We start from the raw sequence: 19,322 nt of genomic DNA, 5'->3' as shown, positions 1-19,322 counted from the left end.
GTTTTTTTATCCCTAAGGGTCAATGCCCACTCCCAAGCCGGATCCGTAGTACTGAACGTGCGCTTCTGCACCATTGACCAGGTTTTTTAACCAGTACCGAGCTGGCCAGCCACCTGCGGAGTCAGCGGCCCAGTACCAATAGTCACCCATCGGCCAACGACCACCCCAAGCGTTATGGATTTCCCGCAACTCACCCATTGATGGTAATCGCTTTCCTCGGCCTGCTGCCCTGTCTCTGATCGTGTGCCAGTTTCCACCGTCCAGTCCCACAACGAATTTCACCCCTGTGACATGAACGTTGTAGCTTTTGGACTGGCTTGCGTTGTCGATGACAGTGATTGTTGCGTCTCCATTACCTCTGACAGTCACCAACCCTGAACCGTCTACCGCGGCGACGTTGTTGTTACTCGACGTGTAACGATAGGGAAGAACTCCGCCGCTTGCCGTGTGCTGTACATATGTGCCAGGACCGAAGTTTGGATATGCAGCCCAGTCAGGTATGAGGTAACACCTGCCACTCAATGTCACGCTGCCCGTGTTGAAATGCAACGGCGGAATCGGTGAGATCACAGTGAAGGTTCGCGTATTTGAATCCTGCCCGGTACTCAACGCTTTTACTCTCAGCGAATGCCCGCCCAAACCAACCGACAAGGTAGTGTTCCAGGCGCTGCCCACGGCAGTCACCGTGTGCCTTGGGTTGTTGTTGTCGTAAATCTGGACCTGACGATTCGGTGTGACCGTACCGCGCAGGGTCACCGAAGTGCTTTTGGTTTGCCCGCCATTGCCTATTTCACTGATGCCGTCATGCACAGACGTCAGCGTCGGCGCGATGTGGGCGGCGACGTTAAAGGCTCTCGCCGGGCTCTCTACCGGAACCACGTCATACATGGCCAAGGCAGTCAGGCTGTGCGAGCGGATGGCCAGACCGGTGACAGACGTTGTCCATTGTTTATCGGCATTGACGGTGACCGGCGTACCAACGGGGGCGCCATTGTCGTACATCTGGATCTGCTCGCGCGGGGTGGCTTCGCCCTTGACGGTAACTGAGGTGTCATAGGTCGTTTCGTTCGGTCCCACCGTGCCGACCGAGTCGGTGACCGCGGTAATCGTCGGTGAAATAAAGGCTGCAACTGTAAAGACCCGAGGGGGGCTGGACTCCGGATTGCTGCCGTAATCGCCTCGCGCGGTCAGGCGGTAAGTGCTCAGGTTCAGGCTGCTGAAAACATATTGCCAATCGCCGCTGTTGTTGACACTCACCGTTTCGACGGCCGCACCGGCATTGAGCAGAATGATCTTTTCGTTTGGACTGGCCTTGCCTGTCAGGGTGACGGTCCGGTAGTAGGTCGTACCATTGGCGGCGACTTCACCGCGCAGGTCACTCACACGGGAGATCGTCGGTGTGACCGCTTGCGCCACGACGAAATCCCGCGGCGGACTGGTCGCAGGGTCAATCTCGTACAACGCCTCGGCAGTGAGGCTGTAGCTGCGAACTTGCAGATCGTTGAGGCGGTGGTTCCAGTCACCCTTATCGTCGACGTCAAGGGTAATGAGCGGCTGTTTGTTCTCCAGCAGTTTGACCTGCAGGTTTGGCGTCGCGCTGCCGGCCACCAGCACGCTGTTGTCATAGGTCGTTGCCCCATGGGCAACGTCCCCCCGTGAATCGCTGACCGCAAGAATTTCCGGGGTCTGTGCGAATTTCACGGTGAATGTTCGCGGCTCGCTGGACACCGGGTCGGCGTCATAAAGAGCCTTGGCGCTGATGCGGTAAGACTTCTCGGTCAATGGGCCGATCTCGCAGCTCCAGGTGCTGTCGGCGTCCACTGGCGCCGTACCCATTGATGTCGTCGTTCCATCGAACAGCTCAACCGTTTCGCCACGCGTGGCCGTGCCGGTGACGGTGACTTTTTCGTCACGGGTTTTGCCGCCTTCTTCCACCTCGCCCCGCGAGTCTGTCACACCGGTGATGACCGGTTGCACGTAGTCGTAGCGGGTTCTGATGGTCAGGGGCAACTGTGGAAATACGCAGGCAGTGTCCTCGTTTTCACTGCCATCGAATGCCACTTTGCAAATCACCCTGGCGGGCGTGGAGTGGCCCAGTTTCATCAGATCGCTTCTGAGCAAGCTTTCGTTGAGTCCGCTGCTGACTTGGGTCGGGGTTATTTCCTGGCCGGTGATTAGCGGGATCGTATGGGACGCGCCTGAACTTGTTTGTCCTGTCAGGTAGAACCAGAGGCGCTGTTTCAGTGCAATGTACGGCCATATAGTGAGGACAGCTTTTGCATCGCCGCTGAATGTCATCAGATCCAGGACGTTGTTCTGTGCCTGAGGCACATGCGGGTGGGGCAGTTCGTTTTCTGGGTCCTGGAAGTCTGAAACATACAGGTCGAGCATTTGCGAGGGCGTTGTGAGGGTATAGCGGGTTACTTCGTATTCAACCGACACCGTTTTCGCAATATTGGCGCCAACCACTGAAGCGGGTAAATGGAATTGCACGGTGCCAGTGGGACTGCCCGGCAGCTCCAGATCATCAGAGGTTCCCGCGCCGGGCGCTCCTAACCACTTTAAACGGATCTTGTCCCGGTCCGGGTTCATGCTGGAGTAACTGGCGTTGATGTCTACGCCATTCAACCCATCCATTGGGTTGAGCGTCTTGTCGGGTGCCTGTACCACCTCGGGCGGCGGCAATTCGCCGACGAGTTCGCCTATGAGCAAATTGAGCGTGGCCGAGTGCTCGTATTGTTTGTTCGACGCCCGCAACACCGAGTAGCGCACTTTCACATACTGGCCAATGTTGGGCGTCACGAATTCAGCGTCCACCTGAAAACGTACAGGTTGACCTTCAGTCACTGTGGTGATGGGCAACCAGTCGCTGGTGCTGGCGAAGGGATTGGGACTGCGCCAGTAATACGTAAGAATATCGCCCCTGAGGGTCTTCGCCTCGCTGATATACACATGCACCTTATCGAACACCTTGGACGGGTCCAGCACATCCCCCGGCGGATCGGCCTCTTCGACTTCGGGGGCCGGCAGCGTCGCGCGGACCTTTTCAATCCTGGCCAGCAGCCGCTCCGACTCTCTTATGTCGAGGAGGCCAGGTGCATCGTTTGCCACCACGTAGAACAGGTCGAGCGTGCCGTTTTCAAGCACTTTGATGTGCTCCGCGTCGATGTAGAACGTCACCAGCCCGTCCTTGGCTTCGTTGGCGCTGACGATATGGGAAACCTCATGCAGATAGGTGTCGCCATCGGACTTGATGCCAGACCACCTCAGGCAGATCAGGTCGCCATTTTTCATCGCGTAGCGCACGTCGACCGTAGCGTAAGGCTCGTCCGGTTCGAGGGTATCGCCGATCAGCTCACGAATGTTTGGCTCGGGGAGCATGTTGACGTCGCCCTGTACCATTGCAAAGGCACGCTTTGAAGACAGCGGGTCGTCCCCGTTTTTTTTGTAGAGAATGTAAGACGCATCGGCGCGCCCTTGGGCGATGGCCCTGATCAACTCATAGGGCACGTTGATTTCCAGCACGGAAGGGATGTTGTCGATGTCCCGGGTTTCACTGCAGATGATCGGTTCACCGTTATCCGGCGGTGTGCCGATGAAGGTCATTTTCACGCTGTCGCCCAAGCTGAAGTACTGGCTGCTGACAAAGATCTGAATAGTCACCGGCTGCTTGTTCAAATCCCTGATGATAATGAAGCCGTTGACGGCTTCCTTGATGATCGGTGAATCCAGGCGCCAGCCCCCGGCGTCTACGTCGATGTAGGTGCGTTTGGAGGGGCGGTCGGCCCAGTTCCAGACTTCGTCATTGATGTCGTACCTGATTTCCCGTTTGAGCCCGTCGCCGGCGCCGAGAATGGCGTCCTGATCAATGTGGATCTCGATCGGCTGCAGACCTTCGGCTTGCTCCGGCGTGATGCGGTGCGCCGGAAGCCGGTATTCGCCCAGCTGTAAACGGACCTTGTCGTTGCGCGTGCAGTACACATAATGAGGGACCGTCGCCAGCACGCCCTTTTTGGCCCATTCGGCGTCTATGACGCCCTGTTCGACCAGCTCGGGCGGCAGTTGCACGATGTTCAACTCTGAGTGACCGTCGTCATTATTAGGTTCCCTGTCAAAGTTCCCCGGCCTGTACAGTTTGATCAGCACCCGCAAGGATGCCGACGGCGGGTCTGCTTCGGTTTCACCCACTCGGGTCAGCACATAATGGCAATTTTCGACCCAGCCGGACTTTTCAGGCGTCGGCAAGTAGAAGAACACCCGCTGATTGACCTCGTCGGCCATCACGAAGCGTTCGAGCACTTTCTCGTTGTTCCACCAGATATCCAGCCTGTCCCTCTCGCTCATGAGGCCCAGATAAGGATTGATGACGCACAGCACGCCATCGGGGTCGTCGGTGGCTACCTGGATACTGATCCCGCCATCGCCGTCCTGCACCGGCTCGACCATCCCCGGAATCAGCAGGGGGCGCAGCGCCAGTGTGTTAGAGCCTTCGGTGAGGGGGGGGAAGCGGAAGTTCTTGTGAGAAGGCATCAGGCAAGTCCTCTGTAAGCGAATTCAGGCGTTTTCTGGTGACGACCGGTGCAGTCGGACTCGGTGAGAATCAGGTGAGATTCAGGCTTGAGATGGTTAACGACACGGGAATGCACTCCAGCCGGGTGATGGAGTGATTGAACCTGCATTGACGGGTTAGCGCACCTGTCAGATCTGACAGGTGGATGGGGGTATCCGACGAGTGGTATTAACGGGGTGCCCTGTTTCGCTCTCGTTCAAACACGGTTCAAGGCTTGTGCAGCGTCTTCTGCCGCAAGATATAAACCGTCACCAGCACCGCACTGGTCAACATGAAGCCCCGCGCCCAGACCAGCGGCACCAGATAACAAGAAAACAGAATGCTCACCCACATCAGCCCGATCGCGTAGACCTTGCCTTTGAGTGGAATGCCGTTGCCTTCGAGGTAGTCGCGAATCCATGGACCCAGCCGTGGATGTTCGACCAGCCAGCGATAGAAGCGCGGAGAGCTGCGCGCGAAGCAGGCCGCGGCGAGCAGGAGGAAGGGGGTGGTGGGCAGGACCGGCAGGAAAATGCCGATCACCCCCAATGCCACGCTGAGCCAGCCGATGGCCAGCAGGACGTAACGCAACATCAGGGGGCGGTTGCCTATGGGGTTGTCCATAGGCCAGGTCTTAGTGGTGGCGTGGCTTGAGGATCGCCGGTTTTTCGTCGGGCGCCTGGCACAGCAGGTACAGCGCGGTCAGGGCTTCCGGAATCTGAACGATCATGTCGTCCATCAGGTTGGCATCCTTGGCGATGTCTTCAAACTCCGGTTGTTCGTCGAACAGGCCGGAACCGACCATGATCGGCAGGAGCATCTCGCTGACTTCTTCTTCGGCGGTTTCGAACCAGGCCGCTTCGCGCAGGAACACGCCTTCCATGAAGCCGATGCACCAGCCGCGCAGTTCGGAATCGTCCGGCTCTTCGCCCAGATCCAGTTCGCACGGCAATTCGAATTCTTCATCCGAGGCCAGTTGACGAGCGATGTGGGCCTTGAGACCGATCAGCGTGGCTTCGATTTCGGCACGCTGGGCTTCGTCGCTGTAATGCGGCTCTTCGGCGAACAGCGCATCGATCCACTCGCGCTCGGGGACGTCTTCGGAGCAGATCGACAGTGCGGTCAGGTAACCGTGGGCGGCGACGTAATCCAGCGCCTCTTCGTGCAGCTCGTCGGCGTCGAGGAAGACTTGCAGGCGGGGCAGTTGCTCAGCGTAGGTCATTACGGGGCTACCTTGGGGAATAAACAATGCGGGAATTCTAGGCCTTCTTGCGCGCTCTAGCCAGCCGCTTGGCAGATTTGCCGGTCGCAACACAAAACCCTGTAGGAGTGAGCCTGCTCGCGATGCGGTATACCAGTCACTTCAATGTCCGATGTGCTGACGCGATCGCGAGCAGGCTCACTCCTACAGGGGGCATATGTTGCAAGTCGGGCGATGTCTTCTCAGCGGCACCCTCTGCGGCGAAGGCCTCGGGTATACTGCCGCGTTTTGCGATCCCTGCCGGCGCTGCGCTGGTCATGCAATGTGTTCTTACGTTTTGTTTAAGCAGCCGAGGCTGCTCTGAACCAGCCTGAGCAGGGATGTATCGGTAGATTTTTGGAGTTTTTATGCTCGAACAGGCTCAACGCGTCCTCAAGGACATCTTCGGCTACGACAGTTTCCGTGGCCGTCAGGGTGCGATCATTGAGCGCGTGGCCAGCGGCGGTGATGCGCTGGTGCTGATGCCTACCGGTGGCGGCAAGTCGTTGTGCTTTCAGGTACCGGCGCTGCTGCGCGAAGGCCTGGCCGTAGTGGTATCGCCGTTGATCGCACTGATGGACGATCAGGTCGCAACCCTTGAAGAGCTGGGCGTCGCCGCTGCTGCTCTGAACTCCACGCTGAGCGCCGAGCAACAGCGTGATCTCGCCCTGCGGATCAAGCGCGGCGAAGTGAAAATGCTCTATCTCGCCCCTGAACGCCTGGTGCAGCCGCGCATGCTGGCGTTCCTGCAAAGCCTGGAAATTGCCCTGTTCGCCATCGACGAAGCGCATTGCGTGTCGCAATGGGGCCACGATTTCCGCCGCGAATACCTGCAACTGGGCCAGTTGGCAGAGCTGTTCCCCCACGTTCCGCGCATTGCCCTCACCGCGACCGCCGACAAGCGCACCCGTGAAGAGATCGTCGATCGCCTGCACCTGCAGAACGCCGAACGCTTCCTGTCGAGCTTCGACCGTCCGAATATTTTCTACCGCATCGTCCCGAAGGAGCAGCCGCGCAAACAGTTGCTGGCGTTCCTCGCCGAACGGCGCAGCGACGCCGGCATCGTGTATTGCCTGTCGCGCAAAAAGGTCGAGGAGGTCGCGGCGTTCCTTAGCGAACAGGGCTTCCCGGCGCTGCCGTACCACGCCGGTCTGCCCAACGATCTGCGCGCCTATCACCAGAAGCGCTTCCTCAATGAGGAAGGGCTGATCATGGTCGCCACAGTGGCGTTCGGCATGGGCATCGACAAACCCAACGTGCGCTTTGTCGCGCACCTCGATCTGCCGAAATCCCTTGAGGCGTATTACCAGGAAACCGGGCGTGGCGGCCGTGATGGTCTGCCGGCGGATGCGTGGATGGCCTACGGTCTGCAAGACGTGGTGATGCTCAAGCAAATGCTGCAGAACTCCGAAGGCGACGAACGGCATAAACGTCTGGAGCAGCACAAGCTCGACGCCATGCTCTCGCTGTGTGAAGAGACCCGCTGCCGGCGTCAGGCGTTGCTGGCCTATTTCGATGAGGACATGCCCGAGCCGTGCGGCCATTGCGACAACTGTGTCGACGGTGTGCAGACGTGGGATGCAACAGAGCCAGCGCGCCAGGCCTTGTCGGCGATTTTCCGCACCGGTCAGCGATATGGCGTCGGTCATCTGGTCGACGTGTTGCTGGGCAAGGACAACGAAAAGGTGCGCAGCTTCGGCCATCAGCATTTGTCGGTGTTTGGCGTTGGCAAGGCGTTGAGCGAGAGCGAATGGCGTTCCCTGTTCCGCCAGTTGGTGGCGCGCGGGCTGGCTGATGTCGATCACGAGGGGTATGGCGGTCTGCGCTTGAATGACAGTTGCCGACCATTGCTCAAAGGCGAAGTGAAACTGGAGCTGCGCCGCGACCTGAAACCGCAAGTCACCGCCAAGACCGGCAGCAAGAGCCAGGCCAGCCAACTGGTGCGCGGCGAGGAGCGCGAACAGTGGGAAGCCTTGCGCGCACTACGGCGCAAGCTCGCCGAAGAACACGGCGTACCGCCGTACGTCATCTTTCCCGACTCCACGCTTTTGGAAATGCTCCGCAGCCAGCCGACCTCGCTGGCGGAAATGGCCCGGGTCAGCGGCGTCGGCGCACGCAAGCTGGAACGTTATGGCGAAGCGTTCCTCGAGGTGCTCGGCGGCGAGGCCGAGGCGCCGAAGGTGGTGGCCGATGTCCGTCACGAGCTGATCACCCTGGCCCGCGCCGGCATGACGCCGCTGCAGATCGCCGGGCAGCTGCAGTGCTCGGAGAAGAACGTCTACGCGATGCTCGCCGAAGCCATCGGCAAGCAGCAATTGTCGCTGGAGCAAGCGCTGGACTTGCCTGAGGAGTTGATGGGTGAAGTGCAGGACGCGTTTCTCGATGGCGAGGGCGAGTTGCCGTCCGTCGCCGAAGTCGCCGAATTGTTCGCCGGGCGAGTTCCTGAAGGCGTGCTTTATTGTGTGCGGGCGGCGTTGCAGTCTGAATTCGAGATGTAATCTGGCCCGACCCCTCACCCCAGCCCTCTCCCCGAGGAGAGGGCTGGGGTGAGGGGTCTGGTGTCATATGTCGACCCGCAAAATCGAGTCGATTATGGATTCAGCACAGCGCTTTGACGTTGGCGAATCTCAAAAGCATCCCCCACTCAGTTCCCTCTCCCTCTGGGAAAGGGCTAGGGTGAGGGGCTTTTGATCTTTGCGCAGTTGTAACGATTCAGTACAGAGCGACTCTTGCCTATAACTGCCACCCATGCTTAGCTGACTAATAATTAGATTTTCCGTATTTTCAGTCTGACCGTGAGTGTTTTATGCCGTTAACCGATCAACATCGCTTTGGTATGCAACTGGCCCAGATGTCCCGTGGCTGGCGTGCCGAACTGGATCGCCGCCTCGCCGGGCTGGGCCTGTCGCAGGCACGCTGGCTGGTATTGCTGCATCTGGCGCGCTTTGAAGAAGCGCCGACCCAGCGCGAACTGGCGCAGAGTGTCGGCGTCGAAGGCCCGACTCTGGCGCGCTTGCTCGATAGTCTGGAAAACCAGGGACTGGTGCAACGCCAGTCGGTGATGGAAGACCGTCGGGCGAAAAAAATCGTTCTCTGCGCACCTGCGCTGCCGCTGATCGAACAAATCGAAACCATTGCCACACAACTGCGCCACGAATTGTTCGAAGGCGTCGACGAGGCGGATTTGAAGGTGTGCATGCGCGTTCACGGGCACATTCTGGCCAATCTGGAAAAATCTTGAGGCACATCCCGACGGCGATTTTTTGAGAGATCGCGCTGAGCCGACTATAAGAACTACTGGGCAATATCGTGTTCGTACCGGATGTGCGAACGCATAGAAACCGGTTTTGCTTATTTAAGGGATGCTCATGCTCGCAAGTCGGCACATGCTGCGCGGGGGCGCCAAATGGCTGCTCGCTGCCGGTGTATTCAGCTACTCGACCTGGTCGATGGCATTGGGGTTGGGCGAAATCACTGTTCACTCAGCCCTCAATCAGCCGTTCAAGGCCGACATCGCACTGGTCGATGTCGGCACGTTGACGCAAAACGATCTCTCGGCCAGCCTGGCCTCGGCGGATGAATTCGGCCGCGCCGGCGTCGAGCGGGTGTTCTTTCTCAACGACCTCAAGTTCACCCCGATCCTGCGTGGCAATCGCCAGATGATCCGGGTGACGTCGGGCAAACCGGTCAACGAACCCTTCCTGAATTTCCTCGTGCAGCTCGATCAGCCCAACGGCCGTCTGCTGCGTGAATACACGGTGCTGATCGACCCGCCGGGTTCGCCGGGCATCGTGCCGGCCATCGACGAGCCGGATCCGCGCCCGCAATCCTCCGCCTTTCCGACCGTCGAGCCTGTCACCGCAACTGCCCAGGCGCCTCAGGGCAAACGTGCTGAGGCGTCCTTGCCGCCAGCGCCGGCCGCGCCTGCGAATGACGCGCAGGCCGAACAATTGGCGGCCAGCGTGCTGCTGACCCAGCAACTGCAAAAGACCCTCGACGAACAGAACCTCAGACTGCAAGAACAGCAAGTGCAAATAGCCGACGGCAGGAAGCAGGTGGAAGATTTGCAAACCCGTCTGGCCGAATTGCAGAAAGCGCCGCCGCCGGTGGTCGCGCCGGCCCCGACCCCTGTTTCAGCCCCGGTCGAGTCAACCGACGACGGCCTGAACTGGCCACTGCTCGGCGGGCTGATAGTGCTGCTGGGCGCGCTGGCCGCTTTGTTCATACGCCGCCGTCAGCAGCGTTCGACCGTCGATGGCACGCCGCTGCCGCTGTTGCCTGTGAGTGCCGACGACGTCGATGAACCCGAACTGCAACATGCCGTTGGTTCGCACGCGGCCGCCGATCATCGCGACGAACCCGCTGCCGGCGACGTGCTGGAGGCCGTGGGGATCTATCTGGCCTACGGCCGACTCAGCGAAGCTGCGGGGTTGCTGCGTGATGCGTTGCACAAGGAACCCGAGCGTACCGATCTTGGTTTGCAGCTCCTTGAAGTACTGGGGCGGCAGGGTGACAGCGCCGCTTTTGAGCAGCAGGAAAACCATCTGCGCGCGCTCGGCGTTGATGATCACGCACTGGTTGAAGCCCGCGCTCGCCACCCAAAACTGGCAGGCGTTGCACCGGCGGCGTTTGCAGCAACGGTAAACGCGCCCGAGCTGCCCGCGGCCCCGGCAGCGATTCTGGCCGCGCCGCTCGCGTCGACGCTCAGCGCTCCCGAGGATGATTTCGAATTGAATCTGGGCGAGCTGTCGATGGATTCGAACTGGGATCTCAACGACAGCCGCACTGATTCCGCAGCACCGCCGATCGATGATCCGCAGCTGGGCACCAGCCTGTCAGTGCTGCCGGTCGATTTCGAACTGCCACAGGCTGCGTCTGCCGAAGAAGCCGAGCTTGAATGGATTCCCGAACCCGACGCTCAGCCGCTCGACGATGACTTCCTCAACGAGTTCGGCGATCCCGAGCCGTCACTGGTGTTGCAGCCTCTGGATCTGCAATTGCCCGAGTCCAGCGAAACGGAGGCCGCCGGCAAGCTCGAACAGGCGCAAACCTGCATCGACGACGGCGACATCGACAGTGCGATCGCGCTGCTCAATGAATTGCTCAAGGAAGGGGATGAACCGTTGAAGCAGACAGCACGGACGTTGTTGGCAGGGATTCGCTGAGTGTCGACGAATACCGGTTCATCCAAGAGCGCTTTCGCGAGCAGGCTCGCTCCCACAATGAAATTCGCTGTACCTGTGGGAGCGAGCCTGCTCTCTAAGGCGTCAGATCGGCCAACGCCGGTTTCAGGTCAGAACGTCTGCCCCAGATTCAGATAAACCGCCTGCTCATCCGCATCATTCAACCCATAAGTGAAATTCAACGGCCCCAGCGGCGTATCGAAGCCGATGAACACACTCGCGGCATTGATGTAGCCGCTGTCGAACTCATTGTCGTTGTTCCACGCCCGACCGCGTTCCAGTGAAGCGCCGGCGTACAGCGGGAAGTCCAATGGCAGATAGGAGCGTGGTGTCAGGCGCCGGTAATACACAGCGCGCATCAGGCTGACGTTCTGCCCGGACAGCGCGTCCTCACGAAACCCCGACAACTGCCGCGCGCCGCCGAGCAGGAAGCTTGAAGTGACTACGTTGGCATCGTCCAGTGTGCGGCCATAGCGCCCGCCCAGAATCAGTGTGTCGGGACCGTGGCTCATGGCCTTGTCGAACTTCGCTTCCCATTGGCGATAGCGGTTGTCTGAACCCAGACCTGGCTCGAACTGGGCGAACGTCAGGCTGACGTCCTTGCCCTCGTGCGGAAAGTACACGTTGTCCAGCGAGTCGTAGGAATACTTCACGGTATAGAAACCTTCGTTGAAGCTCTCGCTCGGCAGATCCTGATCACCGATGCGCACGTCAGCCTTGCCCCAGGCCTGGCCGACACCGAAGCGCACTTCGCCGTTGTTGCCGATCTGCCGGCCGAGGTTGAGGCCGAAACCGTAACGCTCGACGCGATACTGCGCGATCGGATCGTTATCCAGCACCGAGTCAACGTTCTGCGCCTCGAACGACGCGTAGGGCGCGACGAAGTAGCGCGAGCCGACGTCCAGCGGCTGATAGAACTCGCTGTACAGCTCCTGTTTGTCGCCGATCTGCGCGCGGGTCAGCCATTCCGCGCCGAGGCGATTGATGCCGTTGACGCGGTAACTGGCGCCGAGGTTGAAAGCACTGTCGCCGCGCATGTCGTCCGACAGATTGAGGCCGACCCGCAAGTAATCGGTACCGCTGCGCTTGCCGCTGGCGCTGATGACCAGGGTGTGATCCTGGCCTTTGTGCACCACGCGGTAACGCACTTGGTCGAAGTAATCGAGGCCGTACAACGTGCCCATGTCCGAGTGCAGGCGCCCCAGATCCAGCGGTTCGCCGATCGGCTGGCGGATGTAATAGCGAATCACGTCATCATCGACTTTCGAATCGTTCTCGACGCGGATTGCGGTAATGATCGGCGTGCGCTGACCAGGCTGGCGGGCGGCGTTGAGTTCGGCGTCCTGGGTTTGCGCCGGCTTCAGTTGCGCCAGCCGCGCGTCGAGGATTCGCGTGGCGCGGTAGCCGGCATCGATCATCTCCTGAGCCTTGCCGAAATCGGTCCCGCCAAACGCTGCCAGCGCAGGTTGAATCAACACGTCATCGGCATGCAGAGTCGCCAGTTGCTCTTCGGAATTGCGCCGGGTCATCAGGGTGATCGACTGGTTGAGCACATCCACCACCGTGGTCAGCTGCTTGCGGTTGCGCAGCGGCGTGCCGATGTCGACGACGATGGCGATGTCGACGCCCATTTCTCGTGCGACATCCAGCGGGATGTTGTCGGTCATGCCGCCGTCGACCAGCAGGCGCCCGTCGAGCTCGACCGGGGCGAACACCGCCGGGATCGACATGCTGGCGCGGATCACCTGCGGCAGGTGACCTTTACGAAACACCACTTTTTCGCCATTGGCGATGTCGGTGGTCACGGCGCGAAACGGGATCGGCAGCTTGTCGAAGTCGCGGGTGTCGCTGGTGTGGGCCAGCAGGCTTTCCAGCAACAGCGCGAGGTTCTGGCCCTGAATCACGCCCAACGGCAGGCCGAGGCTGCCGTCGTCGCGAAAGCTGAGTTTCTGCTTCACCAGAAAGTCGCGGTCATCCTGCTTGCGCCGAAACGGCACGTCCTCACGCGGCGGCGCGTCGGACAGTGCCGCCTGCCAGTCGATGCTCAGGGCGAGTTTTTCCAGCTCGTCGATCTTGTAACCCGAGGCGTACAGGCCGCCGACCACCGCGCCCATGCTGGTGCCGGCAATCGCATCGATCCTGATGCCTTGTTCTTCCAGCGCCTTGAGCACGCCGATGTGCGCCAGCCCGCGCGCCGCGCCACCGGACAGCACCAGGCCGACTTTCGGTCGTGGCGCGTCACTGGCGTGAACCAGCAGGGGAAGGAAACCAAGCAGCAGGCAGAACAGCAAACGGCGCATTGTGAGTCTCGGGGCAAGCGGTAAAGCCGGCTATTATAGCGGCGCCCTCTGTCTCAGGAGTTTCAGCGATCATGACCGTTGCCAAAGCCGAAGTTGTCATCACTTACTGCACCCAATGCCAGTGGCTGCTGCGCGCGGCGTGGCTGGCCCAGGAACTGCTCAGCACTTTCGCTGACGACCTGGGCAAAGTGTCATTGGTGCCGGGCACCGGCGGGGTGTTTCACATCACCTGCGCGGGCGTGCAGATCTGGGAGCGCAAGGCCGACGGCGGTTTCCCGGAGGCCAAGGTATTGAAGCAGCGGGTGCGCGATCAGATCGATCCTGACCGCGAACTCGGCCACAACGATCGCATTCAGTGAGAGGCTGCCTCGGCAGCGACGGTTTTCCTGTCGCTGCCGCCTGACATTCGCGCCGACACCACGATCGCCACGATGATCAGCGCGCCACCGATGAGCATGCGCAGGGTCGGGGTTTCACTGAACAGCAGCCAGGCAATGGTGATGCCGTAGACCGGCTCCATGGCGAACACCACCGCCGCCGTGCGCGCCTTGATCACTGCCAGGCTGGCGACGAACAGGCTGTGCGCCACGCCCGGGCAGAACACCCCGAGCAGGGCGATCCACAGCCAGTCCAGCGCGCGCACTGCACTTAACTGCGGCGCCGCGACCGGCAACAGACACAAGGCCACGACGACGTTCTGACACAACGCTGCCTGCACCGCCGGGATTCGCCCGGAGCTGGCGCGGTTGGTCAACGATAATAGGGAAAACAGCAGGCCGGACAGCACGGCCCAGAGCAAGCCGATGGTCGCGCCGCTGCCCAGATCGAACGCCGGGGTCACCAGTACCAGACCGACGCTGACCAAGACCACCAGCACGATTTCATTGGCGCGGATGCGTTCGCGGAAGATCAGCCCTTCGAGAATCACCGTGAACGCCGGGAAACTGGCAAAGCCCAAGGTCGCGATGGCTACCCCGGCGACTTTCACCGATACGAAAAAGCTCACCCAGTGCCCGGCCAGCAACACGCCGCTCAGCGCCAGGCGTCGCCAGTCCACCGCTTGCAGCTTTTGCCAGCCGCTCTGGCTGGCGAATCGAGCAAAAAAGGCCAGGGCAAGCACGGCGAAAGCGGCGCGGCCGAACACGATGACCGCCGGCGACGCGGCAGCGAGTTTGCCGAACACACCGGTCAGGCCGAACATCAAAGCGCCGATATGCAGGGCGCCGAGGGCGGTACGCGGAGTCATTGCAATCCTTAATCCAGACACAATTTTCTGTAATCGATCGTTCCCACGCAGGAGCGTGGGAACGATCATCAAAAGAGCGCCAGTCTAAAGGGCTGGCGCCGTCGCGTCTGTCGTCCGATTCGTCAATCAGCTGAAGACAACGGCTGTCACACGACTGACGCGCATCTGTCACGGTCGATTAACGGTGCGCGCGCAAGCTGGCGAAAACATCGCAGAGGGTTGCCCATGACCAGCGCCGAGCTCGCCAGACCCAGTCGCAAACAACGGGTGCGAACCCTGTGGATCTCCGATGTGCACCTGGGCACGCGGGATTGTCAGGCCGAGCATTTGTCGCAATTCCTCAAGGGCTACCATGCCGACAAGATCTATCTGGTCGGGGACATTATCGACGGCTGGAAACTGCGCGGTGGCATGTACTGGCCGCAAGCGCACACCAACGTCATCCGCCGGCTGCTGACCATGAGCAAGCGCGGCACCGAGGTGATTTACGTCACCGGCAACCATGACGAATTTCTGCGGCGCTATTCGAAGCTGATTCTGGGCAATATCCAGTTGGTCGACGAGGCGGTGCATGTCACCGCCGATGGCCGGCATTTGCTGGTGATCCACGGCGATCAGTTCGATGTGATCACTCGCTATCACCGCTGGCTGGCCTTTCTCGGTGACTCGGCCTACGAATTCACCCTGACCCTCAACCGTTGGCTCAATCACTGGCGCGCCCGTTACGGCTACGGTTACTGGTCGCTGTCGGCGTATCTGAAGCACAAGGTGAAGACCGCCGTCAGTTTCATCAGCGACTTTGAAGAAGCCATTGCGCACGAATGTGTGAAGCGCGAATTGCATGGCGTGGTCTGCGGACATATCCATCATGCCGAGATCCGCAAGGTCGGCGAGGTGGATTACCTCAATTGCGGCGATTGGGTCGAATCGTGCACGGCGTTGATCGAGCATTGGGACGGCACGATCGAGCTGTATCGGCTGGCGGATGCCCAGGCGCGGGAGGCGGAATTGAAAGCTGCCAAAGTTGCCGAGATCGCCTGAGCGAAAGAGATACCCTGTGGGAGCGAGCCTGCTCGCGAAGGCGTAGTGTCAGACAAAACTTCTGTGCCTGATACAGCGCTTTCGCGAGCAGGCTCGCTCCCACAGGTGTTTTCAGGCTGGGCTATGTTCTTGCATCGCAGCTTTGTAAATCGAGTTCTTTGGCTGCGCAAACAGCCTTTCCATCATCGGCTCGAAGAAACTCAGCGGCAACGTGTCATACCCCGGATCAAACGCCGCCGCGTCGTATTTAGCGCAGAATTCGGCGGTGGCGTGGAACTGCGGATGGTCCTTGAACTGCTCGCGCAGGTGTCGATCCATGCCCAGGTGATGAAAGAAGTAATAGCCCTGAAAGATCCCGTGTTTCTCCACCATCCACAGGTTTTCCGCACTGACGAACGGCTTCAGAATCGCTGCGGCGATGTCTGGATGGTTGTACGAGCCGAGGGTGTCGCCAATGTCATGCAACAGTGCACAGACCACGTATTCCTCATCACGCCCGTCGCGAAAGGCACGGGTCGCGGTTTGCAGCGAGTGGGTCAGGCGATCCACCGGGAAACCGCCGAAGTCGCCTTCGAGCAGTTGCAAATGTGCGAGGATCCGCGACGGCAGCTGCTTGGCATAGGCACTGAAATCGGCGGCGATGATCGCCCAGTCTTCCTCGGTGCCGTCCTGCATATGGGTGAAGCGAGCATGGGCATTCATTGGTAGACCCTTATTCAAAACGCCACGCGACCGAGAATCATGTCGCGGTACATGACGAAATCGCCGAGCAGGCTGTACAGCGGGTGCTGAAAGGTCGCCGGGCGGTTCTTCTCGAAAAAGAAATGGCCGATCCAGGCAAAGCTGTAACCGGCCAGCGGCAACGCCAGCAACAGCAGCCACGCGCCCTTGGCGATGCTCAGGGCGAGAATGAAGATGACCAGAGAGGTGCCGATGAAATGCAGGCGACGGCAGGTGCTGTTGCTGTGCTCGGCGAGGTAATACGGGTAGAACTCGGCGAAGCTGTTGAACCGCTTGATGTTTTCCACGACCGCTATCTCTGTGGTGATTATTCTGGCGACAAGTTGTTCGGCGGGGAGCTTATTTGAGTCTAGAGTGATCATTGGCGTGGGCCAGTGACAATCGGCGCCACTTTAGTATCCTTCGCAAATAGGGCGGTCACCTGCAGCCCGTCATGTAAAAGAATAACAACCATGAGCGAACGAACGACCTCTGCAAGCTGGGCGATGGGGATAGTCAAAGCACTGGAAATGGACGGCCTGGATTGCCGGGTTCTGTTCAAGCAACTGGGGCTGGATTTCAGTGCCCTCGACGATCCGGATGCGCGTTTCCCGCAGGACTCCATGACCCGGCTCTGGCAGCGCGCGGTGGAGGTCTCCGGCAACCCGGCGATCGGCCTGAACATGGGCAAAGTGGTGCGCCCGGCCTCGTTTCATGTCGCCGGCTACGCACTGATGTCGAGCAATACGCTGGCGGAAGGCTTCCAGCGTCTGGTGCGCTATCAACGCATCATTGCCGAAAGCGCCGACCTGAGTTTTCGCCTGCTCGATGAGGGGTACGCGCTGATCCTCACCGTGCACGGCGATCATCTGCCGCCGACCCGGCAGAGTGCCGAAGCGTCACTGGCCTGCGCACTGGCGCTGTGCGGCTGGCTGACCGGGCGCCCGCTGCATCCGCTCAAAGTGCTGATCCAGGGCAATGAGCCTGCCAATCTGCAACCTTACAAAGAAGCCTTCCACGCGCCATTGGTGTTCGGTGCGCCTTACGATGCGTTGATCTTCGAACGTGCCGATATGGAGGCGCCGCTGCCAACCGCCAACGAAGCCATGGCGCTGTTGCATGACCGGTTTGCCGGGGAGTATCTGGCGCGTTTTTCCGAGAGTCGCGTGACACATCGGGCGCGGCAGGTGCTGTGCCGCTTGCTGCCTCAGGGCGAGCCCAAACGCGACACCGTGGCGCAGACCTTGCACCTGTCGCAGCGTACTTTGCAGCGTCGTTTGCAGGAGGAGGGCACCAGTTTCCAGCAGTTGCTCGATGACACTCGCCGCGAACTCGCCGAGCAGTATCTGGCGCAACCGAGCATGACCCTGTTGGAGATTGCTTACCTGTTGGGCTTTGCCGATCCGAGCAATTTCTTCCGCGCTTTCCGTCGCTGGTTCGACACCACGCCCGGCGACTACCGGGCGCGGTTGCTACAGGCACCGAGCCCGGTCAGTGACGCCAGAACGCCGGAATACACAGCACAAACACAGTAATGATCTCCAGTCGGCCGAGCAGCATGCCGAACGACAGGATCCACTTGGCCGCATCCGGCAGGGTGGCGAAGTTGCCCGCCGGGCCGATGGTTTCGCCCAGGCCCGGACCGACGCCAGACACGGTGCTGGCGGCACCGGTCAGCGCGGTCATCCAGTCGACACCCAAGAGCGACAGCAGCAGGGCGATCACGCAGATGGTGATAGCGAAGAAAAACGAGAAGGTCAGGATCGAGCGGACGATTTCTTCGTCGAGGCGGTGACCGTTGTACTTCTGCTTGATCACTGCGCGCGGGTGGATCAGCTGATTAAGGTTGGCCTTGAGCAGGATGTAGGCGACCTGGAAACGGAAAATCTTGATCCCGCCTGCCGTCGAGCCGGAACAGCCGCCGACAAAGCCCAGATAGAAAAACAGCATCAGCGAGAAGTTGCCCCACAGGCTGTAGTCACCCAGGGCAAAACCGGTGGTGGTGACCACCGAGGTCACGTTCAGCGCCACATGCCGCAGTGCTTCCAGCCAATGCAGCTTGGTGGTCCACCAGTACCAGGTGCCGAGCACCAGCCAGGTCACCAGCAACATCGCCAGTAAACCCTGCACCTGTTGATCACGGATCAACGCCTTGCGATTGCCGCGCAGCGTGGCGACGTACAGGGTGAACGGCAGGCTGCCGAGAATCATGATGACGATCGCCACCCAGTGCACCGCCGGTTGCGTCCACTTCGCCAGCGACTGGTCGGAGGTCGAAAAACCACCGGTGGAAATCGCCGACATTGCGTGGTTGATTGCATCGAACGGACTCATCCCGGCCCACCAGAACGCCAGGCTGCCGAGAATGGTGATGCCGACATAGGCCGCCACGATCAGCCGCGCCACCATGTGCGAACGCGGCATGACCTTTTCCGAGCGGTCGGAAGATTCGGTCTGGAACAGGCGCATGCCACCGATGCGCAGCAGCGGCAGAATCGCCACCGCCATACCGATAAAGCCGATGCCGCCGATCCAGTGCAGCATCGAACGCCACATCAGGATGCCCGGGGACATGCTGTCCAGATGATTGAGCACGGTGGAACCGGTGGCGGTAATGCCGGACATGCTTTCGAAAAACGAGTCGGTGTAGCTGATGTGCTGGGTCAGCAGAAACGGCAGCGCAGCGAAAATGCACACCACCAACCAGCTGCTGACCGTCAGCAGATACATGTCCCGCGGGCGCAGATGCACGTGTTCCGGTCGACCGGGAATCACCAGCGCGAGGCCGGCGACGAAGGTGATCATGCTCGCCCAGAGAAAGGACGGCAGGTCGCTGGTGCGCTCGAAAATCACCAGCGTGGCCATCGGCACGACCATCGCCACAGCCAGGGTGATCAGGAAAATGCCGATGATGAAACCAATGGTCCGTAAGGTCGGCAACGCCATGAAATCCGCTCGGGCTGGTGGAAGAAGGGCGCCATTCTACCTGCGGGGCAAGGCATGTAAACCGGCAGGCGTTGTGCAGTTGCAGCTAGAATAGCCG

Annotated in this window: 14 protein-coding genes; 6 read left to right on the top strand and 8 right to left on the bottom strand. The window is 60.2% G+C overall.

Annotation, left to right across the window (positions count from 1 at the left end):
- Positions 1–12: 12 nt before the first annotated feature.
- The 3 genes from AEQ63_RS28920 to AEQ63_RS05630 form a co-directional block, all read right to left on the bottom strand.
- The gene (locus AEQ63_RS28920) at positions 13–4,530 is read right to left on the bottom strand and encodes an Ig-like domain-containing protein (protein ID WP_236705239.1); all 4,518 of its coding nucleotides are present in this window, start codon (positions 4,528–4,530) and stop codon (positions 13–15) included.
- A 247-nt stretch (positions 4,531–4,777) separates the two neighbouring features.
- Entirely contained in the window at positions 4,778–5,173 is a 396-nt protein-coding gene (locus AEQ63_RS05635; protein ID WP_042607481.1) for a YbaN family protein, read from the bottom strand.
- A 10-nt stretch (positions 5,174–5,183) separates the two neighbouring features.
- Positions 5,184–5,771 (bottom strand): UPF0149 family protein, encoded by a 588-nt coding sequence (locus tag AEQ63_RS05630; protein WP_064362089.1) that lies wholly within the window; start codon positions 5,769–5,771, stop codon positions 5,184–5,186.
- 386 nt (positions 5,772–6,157) lie between these two features.
- On the opposite strand from AEQ63_RS05630, the gene recQ reads away from it, so the two are divergent.
- The 3 genes from recQ (at position 6,158) to AEQ63_RS05615 (ending at position 10,954) form a co-directional block, all read left to right on the top strand.
- The gene (recQ, locus tag AEQ63_RS05625) at positions 6,158–8,287 is read left to right on the top strand and encodes a DNA helicase RecQ (RefSeq protein WP_064362088.1); all 2,130 of its coding nucleotides are present in this window, start codon (positions 6,158–6,160) and stop codon (positions 8,285–8,287) included.
- Between the two features lie 308 nt (positions 8,288–8,595).
- Positions 8,596–9,030, top strand: coding sequence for a MarR family transcriptional regulator (locus tag AEQ63_RS05620; protein WP_016771142.1), 435 nt, complete (start codon positions 8,596–8,598; stop codon positions 9,028–9,030).
- A 127-nt stretch (positions 9,031–9,157) separates the two neighbouring features.
- Positions 9,158–10,954, top strand: a complete 1,797-nt coding sequence (locus tag AEQ63_RS05615) for a FimV/HubP family polar landmark protein (RefSeq protein ID WP_064362096.1) — start codon at positions 9,158–9,160, stop codon at positions 10,952–10,954.
- Positions 10,955–11,082: 128 nt separating this feature from the next.
- On the opposite strand, the gene AEQ63_RS05610 is transcribed toward AEQ63_RS05615, so the two are convergent.
- Positions 11,083–13,272: a patatin-like phospholipase family protein gene (locus AEQ63_RS05610; RefSeq protein WP_064362087.1), complete on the bottom strand. Its 2,190-nt coding sequence runs from the start codon at positions 13,270–13,272 to the stop codon at positions 11,083–11,085.
- 71 nt (positions 13,273–13,343) lie between these two features.
- Here AEQ63_RS05610 and AEQ63_RS05605 point away from each other — a divergent pair, with 71 nt between their 5' ends.
- Positions 13,344–13,631, top strand: coding sequence for a SelT/SelW/SelH family protein (locus tag AEQ63_RS05605; RefSeq protein WP_064362086.1), 288 nt, complete (start codon positions 13,344–13,346; stop codon positions 13,629–13,631).
- Here AEQ63_RS05605 and AEQ63_RS05600 read toward each other — a convergent pair.
- The gene (locus AEQ63_RS05600; protein ID WP_064362085.1) at positions 13,625–14,518 is read right to left on the bottom strand and encodes a DMT family transporter; all 894 of its coding nucleotides are present in this window, start codon (positions 14,516–14,518) and stop codon (positions 13,625–13,627) included. The genes AEQ63_RS05605 and AEQ63_RS05600 overlap by 7 nt on opposite strands.
- Positions 14,519–14,743: 225 nt before the next feature.
- Between AEQ63_RS05600 and AEQ63_RS05595 the strand changes: the two genes are divergently transcribed.
- Entirely contained in the window at positions 14,744–15,559 is an 816-nt protein-coding gene (locus AEQ63_RS05595) for a UDP-2,3-diacylglucosamine diphosphatase (protein WP_025110572.1), read from the top strand.
- Positions 15,560–15,670: 111 nt separating this feature from the next.
- Here the strand turns inward: AEQ63_RS05595 and AEQ63_RS05590 are convergent, their stop codons facing one another.
- Entirely contained in the window at positions 15,671–16,261 is a 591-nt protein-coding gene (locus AEQ63_RS05590; RefSeq protein WP_042607488.1) for an HD domain-containing protein, read from the bottom strand.
- Between the two features lie 14 nt (positions 16,262–16,275).
- Positions 16,276–16,587, bottom strand: coding sequence for a DUF962 domain-containing protein (locus AEQ63_RS05585; protein WP_042607489.1), 312 nt, complete (start codon positions 16,585–16,587; stop codon positions 16,276–16,278).
- A gap of 165 nt (positions 16,588–16,752) precedes the next feature.
- Between AEQ63_RS05585 and AEQ63_RS05580 the strand changes: the two genes are divergently transcribed.
- Positions 16,753–17,814 carry an AraC family transcriptional regulator gene (locus AEQ63_RS05580; protein ID WP_201784914.1) on the top strand — a complete coding sequence of 354 codons (1,062 nt, stop codon included), beginning with the start codon at positions 16,753–16,755 and terminating at the stop codon, positions 17,812–17,814.
- Here the strand turns inward: AEQ63_RS05580 and AEQ63_RS05575 are convergent.
- A complete protein-coding gene (locus AEQ63_RS05575) occupies positions 17,771–19,225 on the bottom strand; it encodes a TrkH family potassium uptake protein (RefSeq protein WP_042607491.1) in 1,455 nt (484 codons plus the stop codon). The genes AEQ63_RS05580 and AEQ63_RS05575 overlap by 44 nt on opposite strands.
- Between the last annotated feature and the right edge of the window lie 97 nt (positions 19,226–19,322).

Source organism: Pseudomonas sp. RIT-PI-o, from assembly GCF_001297215.1.
In the GTDB taxonomy this organism is placed as follows: domain Bacteria; phylum Pseudomonadota; class Gammaproteobacteria; order Pseudomonadales; family Pseudomonadaceae; genus Aquipseudomonas; species Aquipseudomonas moraviensis_A.
Note: the sequence above shows the minus strand (reverse complement) of the source record. Positions and strands in the feature narration are given on the sequence as shown.